General features: G+C 62.4%; 14 protein-coding genes. 7 read left to right on the top strand and 7 right to left on the bottom strand.

Annotation, left to right across the window (positions count from 1 at the left end):
- Positions 1 to 23: 23 nt before the first annotated feature.
- Positions 24 to 611, bottom strand: a complete 588-nt coding sequence (locus PE058_RS07320; protein WP_271030245.1) for a TetR/AcrR family transcriptional regulator — start codon at positions 609 to 611, stop codon at positions 24 to 26.
- 218 nt (positions 612 to 829) lie between these two features.
- Here PE058_RS07320 and PE058_RS07315 point away from each other — a divergent pair, with 218 nt between their 5' ends.
- The 5 genes from PE058_RS07315 (at position 830) to PE058_RS07295 (ending at position 8,544) form a co-directional block, all read left to right on the top strand.
- Entirely contained in the window at positions 830 to 1,990 is a 1,161-nt protein-coding gene (locus tag PE058_RS07315; protein WP_083929221.1) for an HlyD family secretion protein, read from the top strand.
- The gene (gene rbbA / locus PE058_RS07310; protein WP_020087090.1) at positions 1,987 to 4,776 is read left to right on the top strand and encodes a ribosome-associated ATPase/putative transporter RbbA; all 2,790 of its coding nucleotides are present in this window, start codon (positions 1,987 to 1,989) and stop codon (positions 4,774 to 4,776) included. The genes PE058_RS07315 and rbbA overlap by 4 nt, the downstream gene beginning before the upstream one ends.
- Positions 4,777 to 4,778: 2 nt before the next feature.
- Positions 4,779 to 5,891 carry an ABC transporter permease gene (locus tag PE058_RS07305; protein ID WP_271030244.1) on the top strand — a complete coding sequence of 371 codons (1,113 nt, stop codon included), beginning with the start codon at positions 4,779 to 4,781 and terminating at the stop codon, positions 5,889 to 5,891.
- A 187-nt stretch (positions 5,892 to 6,078) separates the two neighbouring features.
- Positions 6,079 to 6,798 carry a L,D-transpeptidase gene (locus PE058_RS07300; RefSeq protein WP_040498537.1) on the top strand — a complete coding sequence of 240 codons (720 nt, stop codon included), beginning with the start codon at positions 6,079 to 6,081 and terminating at the stop codon, positions 6,796 to 6,798.
- Between the two features lie 123 nt (positions 6,799 to 6,921).
- Complete coding sequence (locus PE058_RS07295) at positions 6,922 to 8,544, top strand: ABC-F family ATP-binding cassette domain-containing protein (protein WP_020087093.1); 1,623 nt, start codon at positions 6,922 to 6,924, stop codon at positions 8,542 to 8,544.
- Between the two features lie 6 nt (positions 8,545 to 8,550).
- On the opposite strand, the gene PE058_RS07290 is transcribed toward PE058_RS07295, so the two are convergent.
- From PE058_RS07290 to PE058_RS07280, 3 genes are all read right to left on the bottom strand, one after another.
- A complete protein-coding gene (locus PE058_RS07290; protein ID WP_020087094.1) occupies positions 8,551 to 9,081 on the bottom strand; it encodes an HD domain-containing protein in 531 nt (176 codons plus the stop codon).
- A gap of 76 nt (positions 9,082 to 9,157) precedes the next feature.
- The gene (locus PE058_RS07285) at positions 9,158 to 10,576 is read right to left on the bottom strand and encodes a 4Fe-4S binding protein (protein ID WP_020087095.1); all 1,419 of its coding nucleotides are present in this window, start codon (positions 10,574 to 10,576) and stop codon (positions 9,158 to 9,160) included.
- 10 nt (positions 10,577 to 10,586) lie between these two features.
- A complete protein-coding gene (locus PE058_RS07280) occupies positions 10,587 to 11,132 on the bottom strand; it encodes an iron transporter (protein WP_020087096.1) in 546 nt (181 codons plus the stop codon).
- A gap of 518 nt (positions 11,133 to 11,650) precedes the next feature.
- Between PE058_RS07280 and PE058_RS07275 the strand changes: the two genes are divergently transcribed.
- Positions 11,651 to 12,739 (top strand): GGDEF domain-containing protein, encoded by a 1,089-nt coding sequence (locus PE058_RS07275; RefSeq protein ID WP_271030243.1) that lies wholly within the window; start codon positions 11,651 to 11,653, stop codon positions 12,737 to 12,739.
- Between the two features lie 63 nt (positions 12,740 to 12,802).
- Here the strand turns inward: PE058_RS07275 and PE058_RS07270 are convergent, their stop codons facing one another.
- The 3 genes from PE058_RS07270 to PE058_RS07260 form a co-directional block, all read right to left on the bottom strand.
- Positions 12,803 to 13,303 carry a cupin domain-containing protein gene (locus tag PE058_RS07270; RefSeq protein ID WP_020088033.1) on the bottom strand — a complete coding sequence of 167 codons (501 nt, stop codon included), beginning with the start codon at positions 13,301 to 13,303 and terminating at the stop codon, positions 12,803 to 12,805.
- Positions 13,304 to 13,376: 73 nt separating this feature from the next.
- The gene (locus tag PE058_RS07265) at positions 13,377 to 14,759 is read right to left on the bottom strand and encodes a methyl-accepting chemotaxis protein (RefSeq protein ID WP_271030242.1); all 1,383 of its coding nucleotides are present in this window, start codon (positions 14,757 to 14,759) and stop codon (positions 13,377 to 13,379) included.
- Positions 14,734 to 15,255, bottom strand: a complete 522-nt coding sequence (locus tag PE058_RS07260) for a PAS domain-containing protein (protein ID WP_020088035.1) — start codon at positions 15,253 to 15,255, stop codon at positions 14,734 to 14,736. Before PE058_RS07260 ends, PE058_RS07265 begins: the two co-directional genes overlap by 26 nt.
- A 602-nt stretch (positions 15,256 to 15,857) precedes the next feature.
- Between PE058_RS07260 and PE058_RS07255 the strand changes: the two genes are divergently transcribed.
- Positions 15,858 to 18,596, top strand: a complete 2,739-nt coding sequence (locus PE058_RS07255) for a nitrate/nitrite transporter (protein ID WP_271030241.1) — start codon at positions 15,858 to 15,860, stop codon at positions 18,594 to 18,596.
- Position 18,597 lies beyond the last annotated feature (1 nt).

The following is an 18,597-nucleotide window of genomic DNA, read 5'->3' as shown; positions in this document are numbered from 1 at the left end:
ACAAAACCAAAGTCACAAGCCCCTCAGGTTCGCCGGGGCGCGGGCGCCACTGTCCCGATGGTCGCAATGATGCTCGCAACCAGGTCCTCAAGTTCCCCGCCTCCGCTCTCGCGAAGCGGCGCGATCTCGAGCACGTTGCGGAGAATGCCGACACCCGCCAGAAACGCGGCGATCAGGGCCGCCCTTTGCTGCGCAGGCTTGCGCAGCTTCGCGCTGAGCGGCTCCACGAAATCGTTCACGATGTAGTCCCGCAGGATCGACGCCGCTTTCGGGCTCGTCAAGGACCGAACCACGATGTCGAGCGGCCCCGCTCTTTCGCGCGAGCGCCGGTCCTCCCGCGCGAACGCCTGCCTGGCGAGCGCAGCAGGCAGCTCTCCGCCGGAAGAGGAAAAAATATGGTCTGCCCCGATCGCCGCACGCAGGGCTTCGGCAAACAAATTCTCCTTCGAGCCGAAGCAGCGATGAACATAAGCCACATCCACACCAACATCGGTCGCGATGTCGCGCAGGCCGGTCTGCTCGTAGGAACGCCGCGAGAACTGCCGGATGGCGGCCTCAAGAATTCGCTCCCGCGTGTCTCTCGCCGGCTGTGCTGCTGGCTTCTTCCTCATCCGGTCCTCGAACCCGTGACAGCCAATCACTCACCGCATCCTTACCATCCGCTCCGGTCAACGGCTGTTGATCTCCATCAATGCAGGTATGCGGTGTGCAAATAGGACTGTCGCAACAAGATGCGATACCGTCGCCGACATACGCTACGACCCAAACCTGCGAGCGCCCGGACGAAGTCCCCCCGCCGCGCGGGGCCTAGAGACCCGGAGAAACACTGATGGCTGATCAACGACCCAGCGCCTTGGCCAGCGCGGCCGACGCTCTCCGCTCCGCTTACCAGAGGATCGCGCACGTCGCCGACCGCCCCAGCCGCTTCGGTTGGAGCAACCGCACGCTCGCCGTCGCGGCCTTGGCCGCTATCGCCGTCGGATACTTCTCTTGGCACAAGCTCACCGCAGGTGATCTTCCGGATGGGATCGCCAAAGGCAACGGCCGCATCGAGGCGGTCGAGATCGACATCTCCACGAAGACCGCGGGCCGCATCAAGGAAATCCTGGCCGACGAAGGAGACTTCGTCACCATCGGCCAGGTGCTCGCCCGCATGGATACCGATCAGCTCGAAGCGCAGCGCCGCCAAGCGGAAGCCCAGCTTCGCCGCGCCATGATCGGCGTCGAGACCGCAAAGAGCGTCGTCGTGCAGCGTGAAGCCGAGCGGACGGCGGCCATAGCCGTCGTCGCGCAACAGGAAGCCCAGCTCGACGCGGCCGAACGCAAGCTCGCAAGATCCGAGGTTCTGGCCAAACAGGACAATGTCTCCCAGCAGGTTCTCGACAACGATCGCGCGACGGAGCAGGGCGCGAAGGCCGCCGTCGGAGCAGCCAAGGCACAGCAGGCCGCGACCGAAGCCGCCATCAGCGCGGCCAAGGCCCTCGTGGTCGACGCCGAGGCCTCGGTCGAAGCGGCCCGCGCAGCCATCGAGAGCCTGACCGTCGAGATCAACGACAGCACGCTGAAGGCCCCGCGCGACGGCCGCGTACAGTATCGCGTCGCCCAGCCCGGAGAAGTGCTCTCTGCCGGCGGACGTGTCCTCAATATGGTCGATCTCGGCGACGTCTACATGACGTTCTTCCTGCCCACCAGCCAGGCAGGCCGCGTCGCGCTTGGCACCGAGATCCGCCTCGTCTTGGACGCCGCACCTCAATATGTCATCCCCGCCAACGCGTCGTTCGTAGCCGACGTCGCCCAGTTCACGCCCAAGACGGTGGAGACGGAGGAGGAGCGCCAGAAGCTGATGTTCCGCATCAAGGCTCAGATCCCTCCCGAATTGCTCCGTAAGCACATCCAACAGGTGAAGACCGGCCTTCCCGGCATGGCCTACGTCAAGCTCGATCCGGAAGCGGAATGGCCGAAGCGGCTTTCGGAAAATCTTGTCAAATGAACGTAGCCCCCCGAGACAGCACGCCCGACGTCCGTCCCCCGGTCGCGCGCCTCGAAGGCGTCGCGCTCACATACGGCAAGATCCGCGCGCTCGACGGCATCACCCTCGACCTCCCGTCCGGATGCATGGTGGGCCTTATCGGCCCCGACGGCGTTGGCAAATCCAGCCTGCTCGCTCTCGTCGCGGGGGCGCGCGCCATTCAGAGCGGCCACATCGAGGTGCTGGACGGCGACATGGCCGAGGTCCGCCATCGGCAAGCGGCGTGTCCACGCATCGCCTACATGCCGCAGGGCCTCGGCAAGAACCTGTATCCGACACTCTCCGTCTTCGAGAACGTCGATTTCTTCGGGCGTCTCTTCGGGCACGCCCGCCACGAGCGCGAGCGGCGCATCGCCGAATTGCTCGCGCGGACCGGCCTCAGTCCCTTTGCCGACCGGCCTGCCGCGAAACTCTCCGGCGGCATGAAGCAGAAGCTCGGCCTGTGCTGCGCTCTCATTCACGACCCCGATCTCCTCATTCTCGACGAGCCGACGACCGGCGTTGATCCTCTGTCCCGCCGTCAGTTCTGGGAGCTGATCGACTCCATCCGCGCGAGCCGCGAGGGAATGAGCGTCGTTGTCGCCACCGCGTACATGGAGGAGGCAGCGCGCTTCGATTGGCTGGTCGCCATGGATGCGGGGCGCGTGCTGGCGACCGGCACGCCGCAGGATCTTCTTGCCAAAACCGGCGCCCCCAATCTCGACGCGGCCTTCATCGCGCTGCTTCCCGAGGAAATGCGCCAAGGCCACCGCGAGGTGATCATTCCGCCGCGCGATCCGGCCGACGACGGCGAGATCGCCATCGAAGCCGAGCACCTCACCATGCGCTTCGGAACCTTCACGGCCGTGGACGACGTGAGCTTCCGCATAGAGAGAGGCGAGATCTTCGGATTTCTGGGATCCAACGGATGCGGCAAGACCACGACCATGAAGATGCTGACCGGTCTTCTACCGGCTACCAGCGGCATCGCCCGCCTGTTCGGGCGGGAGGTCGACCCAAAGGACATCGAGGTGCGCCGCCGCGTCGGCTACATGTCCCAGGCCTTCTCGCTCTACACGGAGCTGACGGTCGCGCAGAACCTGGACCTCCACGCGCGCCTGTTCGCGATGAAGCCGGAGGCGATCCCCGCCCGCATTGAGGAGATGGCGAAGCGCTTCGATCTCACGGAGGTGATGGACGCCCTGCCGGATTCCCTGCCGCTGGGCATCCGCCAGCGCCTCTCACTCGCCGTCGCAATGATCCACTCGCCCGACATCCTCATCCTCGACGAGCCGACCTCCGGCGTGGACCCCGTTGCGCGAGATGCCTTCTGGCAAATCCTGTCCGACCTTTCCCGCAAAGATAAAGTCACCATCTTCGTCTCGACGCATTTTATGAACGAGGCGGAGCTTTGCGATCGCATCTCGCTCATGCATGCGGGCAAGGTACTGATCAGCGACACCCCTGCCGCCATCGTCGCAAAACGCTCCGCCCACACGCTCGAGCAAGCCTTCGTCGCCTATCTCGAGGACGCCATCGGCGAAGCGAAAGAGAAAGAGAAGGCGCCGCCAGAGACCCTCTCTGCGTCCGAGCCCAAACCAATACCCCGCAAGACGTCGGCTTCGCGCGGCCTCCGCCACCTCTTCGATTTCCGGCGCATGTTCGCCTACACGAAACGCGAATCGCTCGAGCTGCAGCGCGATCCCATTCGCGGCGCGCTCGCCACCATCGGCAGCGTCATCCTGATGTTCGTGATCGGCTACGGCATCAACATGGACGTCGAGAACCTGACTTTCGCGGTTCTGGACCGCGACGACACCACGGTGAGCCGCGACTACACCCTCCAGATCGCCGGATCCCGCTACTTCACCGAGAAGGCTCCGATCACCGACTACGCCGACCTCGATCGCCGCATGCGGAACGGCGAGATCAGCCTCGCCATCGAGATCCCGCCCGGCTTCGGCCGCGATACGGCGCGTGGCGACCCTGTCGAGATCGGCGCGTGGATCGACGGGGCCATGCCGACGCGCGCCGAGAACGTCCGCGGCTACGTGCAAGGCATGCACGCAACCTGGCTCGCGCAGAAATCACGCGAGATCTACGGCGACGCCGCCACCATTGGCGATTTCCAGCTCGCTCTCCGCTACCGCTACAATCCCGACATCCAGAGCCTCGTGGCCATGGTCCCGGCGGTGATCCCGCTTCTGCTTCTCATGATCCCGGCGATGCTCTCGGTCCTCAGCGTCGTGCGCGAGAAGGAGCTGGGCTCGATCATCAATTTCTACGTGACGCCGGTCACACGGCTTGAATTCCTCATCGGCAAGCAGATCCCCTACATCGCCCTCGGCATGTTCAATTTCTTCCTGCTGGCCGGCTTCGCGGTGTTCGCGTTCCGCGTGCCCTTCACCGGAAGCTTCCTCACCCTGGCGTCAGCCGCACTCATCTATGTGGCGGTGACCACCGCGTTCGGGCTTCTGCTCTCCACCTTCATGAAGAGCCAGATCGCCGCCATCTTCGGCACTGCCCTGCTCACGCTCATTCCCGCCGTGCAGTACTGCGGCATCATCGACCCCGTCTCCTCGCTGCAAGGCGCCGGTGCACTGATCGGACAGATCTACCCGACCACCTATTTCGTCACCATCGCCCGCGGGACATTCTCGAAGGCGCTGGAATTCCGAGACCTGGCGGGAAGCTTCGTTCCGCTCCTGATCTCGGGCCCGATCCTGATCGGCCTCGGCGCGAGCCTCCTCAAGAAGCAGGCGACATGATCATGCACCGGAGTAATATCTTCCAGCTTGGCATCAAGGAGCTTCGCGGTCTTCTCCGCGATCCCATGCTTCTGGTTTTGATCGTCTACGCCTTCACGATCTCGATCTACACAGCCTCCCGCGCGATGCCGGAAACGCTCAATCAGGCGCCGATCGCAATCGTGGACGAGGACCGGTCCCCCGTATCCACCCGCATCGTTTCGGCCTTCTATCCTCCATACTTCCTGGCGCCTGCGCTGATCTCGCAGCACGAGATGGACGTGCGGATGGATTCCGGGGTCGACACATTCGCACTCGACATTCCACCGAATTTCCAGCGCGATCTCCTCGCCGGAAGATCGCCGACCATTCAGCTCAACATCGACGCCACCCGTATGACGCAGGCGTTCAGCGGCGGCGGCTATGTGCAGTCCATCGTTTCGAGTGAGGTGAGCGAGTTTCTGAGCGGTCACCGGACCAACACCGTTCTGCCTGTCGAGCTGACGCTGCGCTCCCGCTTCAATCAGGAAATGAACAAAGGGTGGTTCGGCTCCGTCACGAACGTCATCATGGCCATCACCATGCTGTCGATCGTGCTCACGGGTGCAGCCCTCATCCGCGAGCGCGAGCACGGCACCATCGAGCACCTTCTCGTCATGCCGGTTACGCCTACCGAAATCATGATCAGCAAGATCTGGTCCATGGGCATCGTCGTGCTGCTGGCGTCGGCGTTCTCCCTCTTTGTCATCGTAGAGGGCTTGCTCTCCGTTCCCGTCGAAGGATCGATCGCGCTGTTCCTCGTTGGCGCCGCGCTCCATCTCTTCGCCACCACGAGCATGGGCATCTTCCTGGCCACTGTCGCCGGAACCATGCCGCAGTTCGGCTTGCTGCTCATGCTCGTCCTCCTGCCGCTGCAGCTCCTGTCGGGCGGCGTCACCCCGCGCGAAAGCATGCCTGAGATCATTCAGTTCATCATGCTGGCCGCGCCGAACACGCATTTCGTCATCCTGGCACAAACTATTCTGTTCCGAGGCGCCGGGCTGGATGTGGTCTGGCCGCAGTTCGTCGCGCTCCTCACGATCGGCAGCATCCTGTTCGCGTTCTCGCTCCGCCGCTTCCGGAAATTCCTGCGATAGCGGCCGAAGCACCACGCTCGGCGAATAAAAACGCCGCCGTTCCCGGTCTCGGTGGCCCTTAAGTTTCCCTTAATCTGGACCGTTAGGCATACGCCGCACGGAACGCGAGATGCGTCTGCACGCACATGCGGCGGCACGTGGCCTCACGCGTCGTTGGGGTCACGTATGCCAGTTGGGGGATCATGACATGTTGCACCGAAGGTTGTTTCTCGTCGGCCTGGCCGCGTCTTTGTCGGGCTGTGCCTCCGGCAACATGGATTTGGATTGGCTCGGCGTCGCCTACGATGTGAGCGAGGCCGACCGCAGGAACTATGCGGCCCTGCCTCGCGAGCGCTTCCCCATCCCCGCGGCCGATCTCGAAAAGCTCGATCCCAAGTTCCGCCGCCAGCTGGTGCGCTACGAAACCGCGGAGCCCGCGGGCACAATCGTTGTCGATACGCCCCGGCGTTATCTCTATCTCGTCAGCGGTAACGGCCGGGCGATGCGCTACGGAATAGAGGTAGGACGAGAAGGCTTCGGCTGGAACGGCACCGCCACCATCGCGCGCAAGGCAGAATGGCCCACATGGACGCCCCCCGCCGAAATGGTCGCGCGCGATCCGCGCACCGCACCCTATGCGCGCGGCATGCCCGGCGGCCCCGAAAATCCTCTCGGCGCACGCGCTCTCTATCTCTACCAGGACGGCCGCGACACGCTCTATCGCATTCACGGCGGCGGGCGCCCCTCGACGCTCGGCAAGGCGACATCCAGCGGCTGCATCCGCCTGCTCGACCATGACGCGATCGACCTCTTCAACCGCACGCCCACGGGAACGCGCACGGTCGTGTTGCAGGACCCGCTGCTCAGCCGGAAAGCCGCGCCCGCCCAGGCAGCACGTGACGCGCAAGGCGAGGACGCATCGGGCTAGCGCGAAGCCGCCTTCCTGCGGCTCTTCGCTGCGGCTCCATATCCGGGAGCGGACAGGCCCCTTCCCTGCGCCCGCTGCATGGCCTAAGGGTGCGCTGGATTTGCTCCAGGGACCCCTCCGCATATGATTCGCCTCGACAATATCGGCAAGCAGAACGGCCACCAGATCCTCTTCGTCGAGGCGTCCGCCGCTCTCAACAGAGGCGAGAAGGTTGGCCTCGTCGGCCCCAACGGAGCAGGCAAGACCACCCTCTTCCGGATGATCATCGGCGAGGAGCAGCCGGATGAAGGCCAGGTGGCCGTCGATCGCGGCGTGACGATCGGCTACTTCAGCCAGGATGTCGGCGAAATGGCTGGCCGCAGCGCCGTGTCGGAGGTGATGGACGGCGCCGGTCCCGTGAGCGAGGTAGCCGCCGAGCTCAAGGAGCTGGAAGCCGCGATGGCCGATCCGGACCGCGCGGACGAGATGGAAAGCATCATCGAGCGCTATGGCGAGGTGCAAGGCCGCTTCGAGGAGCTTGGCGGCTACGCACTCGAAGGAAAGGCGCGCGAAGTGCTGGCGGGCCTCTCGTTCAGCCAGGAGATGATGGACGGCGACGTGGGCGCGTTGTCCGGCGGCTGGAAGATGCGCGTCGCGCTCGCTCGTGTGCTGCTCATGCGGCCGGACGCCATGCTGCTCGACGAGCCGAGCAACCATCTCGATCTCGAAAGCCTCATCTGGCTCGAGGATTTCCTCAAGGGTTACGACGGCGTGCTGCTGATGACCTCGCACGACCGCGAGTTCATGAACCGCATCGTGACGAAGATCGTCGAGATCGACGGCGGAACCCTCACCACCTATTCGGGCAATCACGAATTCTACGAGCAGCAGCGCGCCCTGAACGAAAAGCAGCAGCAGGCGCAGTTCGATCGCCAGCAGGCCATGCTGGCCAAGGAGATCAAGTTCATCGAGCGCTTCAAGGCCCGCGCCTCCCATGCGGCACAGGTGCAAAGCCGCGTGAAGCAGCTCGCCAAGATCGACCGCGTGGAGCCTCCGAAACGCCGCCAGACCGTGCTCTTCGAATTTGCGCCAGCCCCACGCTCCGGCGAGGACGTCGTTACCCTCAAGGACGTACACAAGGGCTACGGCAGCCGCAGCATCTACGAGGGACTGGATTTCCAGGTGCGCCGCAAGGAGCGCTGGTGCGTGATGGGCATCAACGGCGCCGGAAAATCCACCTTGTTGAAGCTAGTGGCCGGCACGACGCAACCGGACACAGGAACCGTGACCATCGGCGGCAGCGTGAAGATGGGCTATTTCGCCCAGCACGCCATGGACATCCTCGACGGGGAACGCACGGTGTTCCAGTCGCTCGAAGACTCCTTCCCGCAAGCCGGACAGGGATCGTTGCGCTCGCTCGCGGGCTGCTTCGGCTTCTCCGGTGATGACGTGGAGAAAAGGTGCCGCGTGCTGTCCGGCGGCGAGAAGGCCCGCCTCGTCATGGCCAAGATGCTCTACGATCCACCAAATTTCTTGGTCCTCGACGAGCCGACCAACCATCTCGACATGGCGACGAAGGAAATGCTGATCGTTGCCCTTTCCCAATACGAAGGCGCGATGCTGTTCGTCTCCCACGACCGGCGCTTCCTCGCGGCCCTCTCCAATCGGGTGCTTGAGCTGACGCCGGACGGCATTCACAAATACGGGGGCGGCTACACCGAGTACGTGGAGCGCACGGGATACGAAGCCCCCGGCCTGCACCGCTGAGCCGCATCACGCGCGCGAAGGCGCCTCCGCACCGAGCCCCGCCCTCGCTTCCGCATAGAGCGGCAGCCTCGTGAGCGCATCACCCTCCACGCGCGCCATGTGTGACAGGATCAGAGCCTTCTTCGCCAGGTAGGTCTCCGCATATGCGGGATCATGGGCTAGGATGGTCCGCGTGTTGTCGATGAGATCAGCAAGCTTGATCACTTTCGCGGCCAGGGGCGCCCTGGAGAGACGCCACGCCGACACCACCTTTTGAAAAGGGTCCGCTTCGCCCGGCGCGTCCGTCAGCCAGAATACGATCTCGCCTATGTCGGGACCAAAGGACTCTGCGATCTCCGCGAGGCTCACCGAAGCCTTCTCGACCGCATCGTGCAGATAGGCCGCAGCAAGGATTGCAGGCGCATCGTAGCCGTAATCCCTCAACAGCGCCACGACCCGCTCGAGATGCTCGGTGTGAAGCCCATCCTCGTGCTTGCGGCGCCCGAAGCCATGACGCTGGTACGCAAATTTTCGAGCCTGTTCCACGATCTCGTCCATGCCAATGAGAACGCCCGAGCCGGCACGATTGGTTCCAGCGGCGGTGCTCTCTATCTCTGTGGTGTTCGGAGAGTTTTCACCACACCCAGAACAGCAGGACGGGGCTCGCATTCGCGACGGCGGCCCCCAGCGTAAAGGCCAGAAGCGCCGTCGCGTAACGCACCTTCGAATGCGCATAGCGGCGGCAAATCGCGGCGGCCAACGCCAGCGACCAGAGGAAGGCTCCCGCGAGCAGAGCCATGCGGACCGACCCGACCCAAGCGAGCTGCACGCCTTCCGCGCGTAGAAGAGTGACCGATAAACTCGACAATCCAAGGAAGATCCCGCAGCCCGCGATCGGAATAAGCCCCTGCGCCAGATGATGAAAGCGCTGCCAGGACCAGTGACCGAGCACTCGCGTGGCACCGGCAAGGGCGAGCGAGATGAAGAGGCTTAAGAAAGCCGCGGCCGTCGCGACGTAGACAACGAGCAGAGCACCATCGAGCAGCGTTAGAACGTCGTTATTTGCGGGATAGTTCGTAAGGATCCACCACGGCGCCGTTGCCTCCAGTGGCCACAGCGTACCATGGCCGACCAGCCAGGCGGCGAGGCTCTGCTTCAAGGCGACGAACCACGGACTGACCGACCACTGGAAGGCGCCCCCCGCGATGCCGATCATGCCGACGACGATGAGCGCGGTCTCCCACGCATCCGCCGTGTCGCCAGCCACCTCGACGATTTCATGATTGGGCGAACGGCGAACCAGCCCGACGGCGCCGCGAAACCCGCTGCAGCGTCCGCACATGTGGCATTGGCTCGCACCGCGCATGGTGCGGATCGGAACGAGCGGCGCGCAATTGACACGCGGGAGCTGGCTCTTCGGCACGTTGTGTGACGCCTGCCAAGCCTCGGCATCCACGGCAAAGTGGAAAGGCGATAGCTTCGCGAGCACGCCGAACACGCCGCTCACCGGACAGAGGAAGCGGCACCACACCCTCTTGGCCCGCCCGAACGTCGCTCCGACGAGAACCGCCGCAACCGTCGAGCCGCCGAGAACGACCAGCGCCGCCGAAGGATACTGATAGACGCTGACCATCTGCCCGTAGACCGTCGTACAAACGAAGGCCGCGAGCGGCCATCCTCGCCATGTCACCCAAGAGGCAATGGCACGGCCCTGGCCATGCCGGCTTGCCCATTCGCTCAAGGCGCCTTCGGGACAGAAGAGACCGCACCAGGCGCGCCCTGCCAGAACCACGCTGAGCAGCACAAACGGCCACCAAAGTCCCCAGAATACGAACTGGGCAAACAGCGTGAAATTGTTCGAGATATGGGAGAAACGATCCGGAAGCGGAAGCGCTGCGGGAACGATCAGCAGCACGAGGTAAGCCGCGATCACACCCCATTGAACTCTTCGGATCACATGCTGATTGGCCAGCAGCCAAGCGCCGATCCCACGCCACAGATCCCGGGGCGGCGTGCACGCCGCCACCGGGATCGCGCCCCCTGCGCGCGTCATCGCCTGGCGATCAATAAGCACCTTTCTTACCTGTGCCGGCGAACACGAACTCATAGTCGACCGAGAACGGCTTGAACCATTCGCCGACGCCCGTTTCGCGATCGATGTGACGGCCGAAATGCGCATGGGCTGTGCCGCCTGGCGGGCTCACAGTGAAACGCAATTTGTACGAGCCTGGTCCGGAGAGCTTCACGTTGTCTCCGTAGTGCGGCCCGTCGCTCGCTACCATCGGCATGAGATCTCCGGAAACCGTCTCACCGCCGGCTTTGCTCAACTCGTATCGAACAGAAAGATAAGGGATCCATGTGCCATCCTCGAAGCCGTTCTTGTTGTCGGCGGCCGCGTGGATATCGGCCTCGAGGTGAATGTCAGATTTGGCAGCCGCCAGCATCATGCCTTCCGGCTCCATCTCCACAGGCTGGAGATAGACTGCGGCGACCTCCATGCCGTGGATGACCTGCGCTGCGCCGATCTCGTATTCGGCCGCCGCCGCGAGGGGGCTCAACCCCGCCGTCACAACAAAAACCACCGCAACTTTCTGGGCAAAGGACGTCATGATGGTCTCTCTTCTTTCTGGTGCAACCGGCGGCAACGAGACGGGCCCCACAAGAAACGTGGGCTCGCGCAAACTTGATGAAAGAAGTATAGTTACGTCCGTGCGCTCCCGCTTGACATCCCTCAAGTGCCGGTCGGAGCTTGCGGACCGCCGGCTCGGAGAGAGAGAGAGAGGAGGCGTCTTTTCCCGCGCGGCATCACCGCCCGCGCCGGACAGAGTCTCTGAAACATTCTCGGCACTTGCCCTTCGGGGATGGGGCAAGAACCCCGCGAAATCATGCAGCCGAAAGGCGCAATCGCACACGGCGTTCTGCCCCCTAACTTAGCCATGACCAGAAAGGAACTAGGCCGTTGAGACACTTGACACGGGCGCGACCGGACCTAAACAAAGTGCAGGGCGCTGCTTCGTGACCCACGTTTTAAGACACGGCATTACGTATATATTTTCATAGACGCTAACGGGGCATCCATCAGCCCAAAGCTGCAAATCCTTGCGGCATGCCTTAGATCATATCCCTCATGAACCTGCTCAGGCTCACTCCCGCCACGATCCTCGCAGCCACATTCCTTTGCGCTGCGGGTTTCATTGTTCTGCTGAATAAATCTGGCGTCGACATTTCCGTATTCCGAACCCTCTATACGGTGCCTGTCGGAACCGATGGTGCCGCTCACTCCACGAACTACAACCCGCTGGCATTTCTCGGAATTACGATTGTCATCATCGCCGCGCTCGGCGCTCTTTCTGGCGCCATGCATCTGCTCGCCAGAAGCGGCCGGCTCTCTGGAAAAGTGCTATCCTGGCAGTCGCTTCGCACGTTTGTCGCCGGCCTCCTCGGCCAAGGCGAACGCAAGCGTGTAGAGGGCGAGATGATGCGCGTCGCGGAGATCCTGCGCAAGCTCATCGACACGAACGGCAGCTACGCTGGCCAGCTCGGAAAATTCAGCGACAAGATCCGCGGACAGATGGACGCGCAAGTGGTGAGCTCCATCTTGAACGAGCTGTTGGCTGAGCATCAGCGATCGCGCGAGGAAACTACGCAGCTTTTGGCGGAGCTTGAAAACAAGACCGCCGAGAAGCAGGCCGTGGAGCAGCAGCTTTCCCAGGCAAAAAAGGAGCTGAGCACGGACGCCCTCACCAACATTGGCAACAGGCGCACGTTCGATCAGGAGCTCACGGCTGCCATAACCAGTTGCCAGGAGGGCGCGCGCCCCCTCGCCTTGGTCCTCGCCGATATCGATCACTTCAAGCGGATCAATGACGAGCACGGCCATCAGGTCGGCGATGAAGTCATAAAAATGCTGGCGAGGATCATCCAGTCTACGGTGCGAGATACCGACGTCGCGACACGCTATGGCGGCGAGGAATTCGCGTTGATCCTGCCTGGGACCGGTCTTGAAGCGGCGAAATCGGTCGCCGAGCGCATCCGCAAGAAGTTCGAGTCACGGAAATTGACACTGAGACATTCCGGCCAGAGCATCGGAAAAGTGACCGCCTCGTTCGGTGTGGCGGAACTCCGCTTCGGAGACAACGCGACCATCCTCTTCCAGCGCGCAGACCGGAAGCTCTACGCCGCAAAGTCGGCAGGACGCAATCGCGTATCCGGATAGCGTCTCTCCAGCGAACCTTTCAACCCGCGCGGCGCTATTCTCGCGAAATCCGATGTGCTGCCTTCAGTAGGGCACGCCGTCCTTGCGCGTAAAGATCCACCGTCCGTCAGCGTCCAGAACGGCCTTGAGGTCGTCGGCGGGATACGTTCCCTCGTCGCCCGGCGTGCGATCACCGATTTCGAGATAGACCACAGGTTCCGCGCTGCGGTTCACGAGATGATGAGCCACACCTCCGGCCGGAAACCCAGCGCACATCCCGGGCATCAAATCCACGTCCCCCTGATCCGTGACCAGCGTTGGAGCGCCCTGGAGAACGTAGATGAACTCGTCTTGCTTGCTGTGCCGATGTAAAAGAGCCGACTCCCCGCCCGGCAGAAGCGTCGTGAGGTTGACCCCGAAATTGCGGAGCCCGAACATATCTCCGAGCGGTCGTTTCTCCCGCTTCGCCATACGGCTGAAGTACGGCTCGGGATAGTTCGAAGGCTTGGAGCGCAAAGGCGCTTCCTCCGCAACGATAGCGAGCGGGGCGGCTTCTTCGATATGTTGAGACACGGCCGTTTTCATCCTGACGAGTCGGGGATCGCGGAGGCACACTATCGAGCCTCCCTCCCGCCCGCCATAGCTGCTCGCCGCTACCTCACGCGACCAGCCTCAGTTTCGGTGCGGACTTGGCCGGAGGCCGATCGTTGGCCCTGTCTTCCTCGCGATGCCCCTGGAGCGGCCCATCCCAGAGCGCCCGCAGAAACTCGCGCACCTGCCCCGCAAGACGATCCGCTTCCGCCGCCAATCCAACCGAGGCCTCTTTCGTTCCCTTGGCCAGACGCTCCGTCTGGCCGGCATTCTCGGTCACCCTGAAGATGTTAGCCGATATGTCGCGGAACCCTGCCAATGCCTGCTCGATGTTGTCGCCGATCTCCTGCGTGGCACGCGTTTGAGCGTGAACCGTATCGACGACGGCGGACGTGACCTGATTGACCTCCGAAACAAGCCCGTTGATCTCGGCAACGGCCTCTACTGCGCCACGCGTTGCACCCTTCACCTCGGCGATGTGCACATCGATCTGGCCTGTCGCGCGCGCCGTCTGCAAAGCAAGAGACTTCACCTCCGCCGCTACGACCGCAAATCCCTTCCCGGCCTCACCGGCCCGCGCTGCCTCTATGGTGGCGTTGAGCGCGAGAAGGTTGGTCTGCGCCGCAATGGCCCGGATCAAGCCGGCAACCTCCGCGATATTCTGCCCCGCCGTCGCCATCTCGCCGATGGTCGCCTCCGCCTCGGCAGAGCGCGAGACCGCCCTTTTTACGAACTCGGCCGAACGAACCACCTGAACGCCGATCTCTTGAGCGGAGCCGCGAAGCTCGCCACACGCAGCGGCAATGGACTGAATGTTGGCCGTCGCCTGCTCCGCAGCCGCCGCCACGCCCGAGGCATTCTCGGACGTCTCGCCCGCACCACGGTCGAGCCGTGTTGCGACCTCGCCCATATGACCTGAAGCCGTCGACACGCGCTCGACAATGTCGCCGACGGATTGCTCGAAGCCCTCGGTCGCCCGTTCGAACGATCGGATCCGGCTCTCGATTGATCCCATGGCGTCGTTGATCGTCCGGGCGGAAACGAGGAGCGCACCGTGAAGCCCCTCCTCGCGGATACGGCGATAGTACTTGTTTGCCCGCACCGCTTCCATCGCAGCCGCCGACTCGCGGACGTAGGCATCGCAACGATCGATCATGCCATTGATGGACCATTGCAATGCCCCCAGCGCGCCGCGCTCGCGAACGTGCACCATACGGACCTCGAAATCGCCGTCCGCAACGGCACGGCACACCCGGCCAGCCTGACGAACGACCCCGTACGTTCTCCATATGAAGACGCCAGCGACAACCGAAGCCACGAGCGCAATGCCAGCAGAGGCATTTGATAAAAGCGTCCATCCCAGCACTTGCCCGGCAATGGAGAGCACCAGCGATCCGGCGCACACCGCGCTCGCCCCAAGCCCCTTAGAGAGAGAGCACAAGTTCGTCATAGCTCGTCTTCTTTGCTTTTATGAAGTTACCCAGATAGCGCGCCCCGGCCGCCAATCCTTCCTTCGCGTTTCGATGCCCATCCTCGACCCTAAGAACCTCATCGTAGACGGGCGCAATCGCGTCCACGGCCTTGCGGCTCGGCACGCGGCGATTGGAATGAAAAGCGATGACGTTGCCTGAGGCATCCAGCGACGGCGTCACATGAGCCAGCACCCAATAGTGATCGCCGCTCTTCGCCATGTTCTTCACGTACGCAAAAATCTCCTGCCCCCCGTGCAGCGTCTCCCACAGCACCTTGAACACCGTGCGCGGCATGTCGGGATGGCGGATGATACTGTGCTGCTCTCCCAGCAACTCCCGTTCGCTGTAGCCCGCGATGCGCATGAAGACGTCATTGACGTATGTCAGACGCCCTTTGAGATCCGTCTTCGACACGATGATTTCGCCGGGCTCAAAAAAAATCTCTCTACCAGTCGGAACAATTGAACGGGCCATACTCGCCTCCTCCCCGATAAGCGGAACACTGAGCGAGCCGTTTGAACATCGTCTTAAATTCCAAATTTCCCGATCGACATATTTTCTGACAACAATCAGCACTTAACAAAAGTCAAGTGCGGCGCACAAATTACAAAGCGCGACATCTTGCTTCGCCATACCAAGCTCAAATCAAAAACAGGCAAAACCTTATTTGCTGCGCGACAAACAAATAAACGGAGAACTATTATTACAGCGCGCCGCCATGGTTCTGAGGCACAAGCACAAATCGGAGCGCGCGAGCGGGATGCCAAACGCTCATCGTTTTCGATTTAAAATTACCACAAATGACGCAGCTGGTTGCGCCAAAATGCCACCCTCTGGATGGCACAATAAAAGCTTGCAACCCATCCTAAGCGCATCCAAACGACAAAAAAATCGCCAGCCGATATCCATGAATATCAAATACTTATAATCTGGCGCGCGATGGCGCATTAAATATCCGACTTTTCAGATAGGCGAATTGCGCAACTTTCTCCGATTAACTGCGGTCAATAATAGATCATATCGATCATGCGATCGATATAGCTCATCTGCCGAATGCTGAGCGGAGAGCTAGTATTATGACGGCCGAAATAAACATTAGCAAGCAAGAGCAAAACCGCGCGCTCGGGATCTCGACGATCGCTTTCACCGTGTGTTTCGCGGTCTGGACAATATTCTCGATCATCGGGATCGAGATTAGACAGGAGCTAAACCTCAACGAGACGCAATTCGGCCTTCTCGTTGGCACGCCCGTTCTCACGGGCTCGCTGCTTCGCATCGCTCTTGGCATTTGGACAGATCAATACGGCGGCCGGCGCATATTCACGGTCGTCATGCTTGCAGCGGCCGTCGCAACCTGGTTGCTGACCTACGCGCAGACCTACCCGCAATTCCTCCTGGCCGCCCTCGCGGTCGGCGTCGCTGGCGGCGCGTTTTCGGTAGGCGTCGCCTATGTGTCGCGGTGGTATCCGGCGGGCAAGCAAGGAACCGCACTCGGTATTTTCGGCGCCGGCAACGTCGGCGCGGCCGTCACAAAGTTCGTGGCCCCGTTCGTGCTCGTCGCCTACGGGTGGCACACCGTTGCCCAGGTCTGGGCAGCAGCGATCGCCGTGATGGCGATCATTTTCTGGTTCACCACCGAGGATGACCCCGTCATCCGCGAACGGAAGCTCAAGGGCGAGAAGCCACAGAGTGCATGGCTCGAGCTTGCGCCTCTGAAGAATATTCAGGTCTGGCGGTTCGGCCTCTACTACTTCTTCGTTTTCGGCGCCTTCGTTGCCCTCGCGTTATGGCTGCCGCGCTATCTCATCGGCGTCTACGGCGTGAGCATCACGTCCGCCGGCATGATCGCCGCCGCCTACTCCATTCCCGCCAGCATTTTCAGAGCCTACGGCGGTGTGTTGTCCGACCGGTATGGCGCGCGCCGCGTCCTTTACTGGACCTTCCTCGTCTCCATCGCCTGCACGTTCGTGCTCTCCTATCCCCCGACGGAATACGTGGTGCGCGGCATCAACGGCCCGATCACCTTCCAGTTCGAGATCGGCCTCATCACCTTCACCGTGATTGTGTTCGTGCTCGGCTTCTTCATGAGCCTGGGCAAGGCGGCCGTCTACAGGCACGTCCCGGTCTACTACCCGAATAACGTGGGTGCCGTCGGCGGCCTCGTCGGCATGATTGGTGGCCTCGGCGGATTCATCCTGCCGATCGTCTTCGGCATCCTGAACGACCTGACGGGACTCTGGACGAGCTGCTTCGCCTTGCTCTTCCTGATCGTCACCGCCTCCCTCGTCTGGATGCACCTCGCCATCCGGCACATGGAGCAGGAGGCGGGCGATACCAAGCTGTCCGAACTCCCGCAGCTTCCGGAAATGCTGCCCATCCACAAGCCGCACCACGTCGGCGCGATGGGTCCCGCCCTCATCGAGGATTGGCGGCCGGAGGAGCCCGTGTTCTGGGAGGAGAAGGGGCGCGCCATCGCGCGGCGTAATCTCTGGCTCTCAATTCCTTCGCTGCTGCTCTCCTTCGCAATCTGGATGGTGTGGTCCGTGGTCGTCGCGAAGCTGCCGTCCGTCGGTTTCCAGTACACCACCGACCAGTTGTTCTGGCTCGCAGCCGTTCCCGGCCTTTCTGGCGCCACGCTACGTATCTTCTACTCCTTCATGGTCCCGATCTTTGGCGGGCGGCTCTGGACCACCCTCGCCACATGGTCGCTGATATTCCCGGCCCTCGGCATCGGAATGGCGGTGCAGAACCCGAATACGCCATACTGGATCTTCCTCGTCCTGGCGCTTCTGTGCGGCTTTGGCGGCGGCAATTTCGCATCCTCCATGTCGAACATCTCCTTCTTCTTCCCGAAGCGCGAGAAGGGCAACGCGTTGGCGCTCAATGCCGGGCTCGGCAATCTGGGCGTCAGCGTCGCGCAGTTCCTGGTGCCACTCGTCATCACAGCCGGTGTCTTCGGATGGCTCGGCGGAGCCCCCGTCATGGTCACCGAAGGCGACAAGACTTTCCCGATGTGGCTGCAGAACGCAGGCTACATCTGGGTTCCCTTCATCGTGGCATCCGCGTTCGCCTCGTGGATCGGCATGAACGACATCGCCTCCGCGCGAGCCTCCTTCAGCGAGCAGTCGGTCATCTTCCAGCGCAAGCACAACTGGATCATGTGCTGGCTCTACACCGGCACATTCGGCTCGTTCATCGGCTATTCCGCAGGCTTCCCCCTGCTGGCCAAGATCCAGTTCCCCGAGGTGAACGCCCTCGCTTACGCGTTCCTCGGCCCTCTCGTCGGCGCCATATCGCGATCCGCGACAGGATGGATCGCCGACAAGTGGGGCGGCGCCCGGGTGACGTTCTGGGTGTTCATCGGCATGACAGGCGGCGTCGCGGGCGTTCTCTACTTCCTGAGCCTCGGAAACTTCGCCGGCTTCTTCGCGATGTTCATCTTCCTCTTCTTGGTGAGCGGCATCGGCAACGCCTCAACGTTCCAGATGATCCCGGCCATCATGCGCAAGGAAATGGACCGCTTGATGCCGGACGCCGACGACGCGGCACGCAGGCGCAATGCGGAAAAGGAGAGTGCCGCGATCATCGGCTTCAGCTCGGCGGTCGCAGCCTACGGCGCATTCTTCATTCCCAAAGGCTACGGCACGTCGATCGCACTGACCGGCGGCCCAGAAGCGGCCTTGTGGGGTTTCCTGATCTTCTATGTCACGTGCATTGCCATCACGTGGTGGGTCTACGCGCGGCGCGGCGGCCTTCTCTACGACATCGAGCGCGCTACGAGCGCATCCATCAAAGCCACCGCCCAACCGGCCTGAT

It is taken from the genome of Hyphomicrobium sp. DMF-1 (genome assembly GCF_027886585.1).
Classification (GTDB): Bacteria; Pseudomonadota; Alphaproteobacteria; order Rhizobiales; family Hyphomicrobiaceae; genus Hyphomicrobium_C; species Hyphomicrobium_C zavarzinii.
This window is presented reverse-complemented; position numbering and strand designations above follow the sequence as displayed.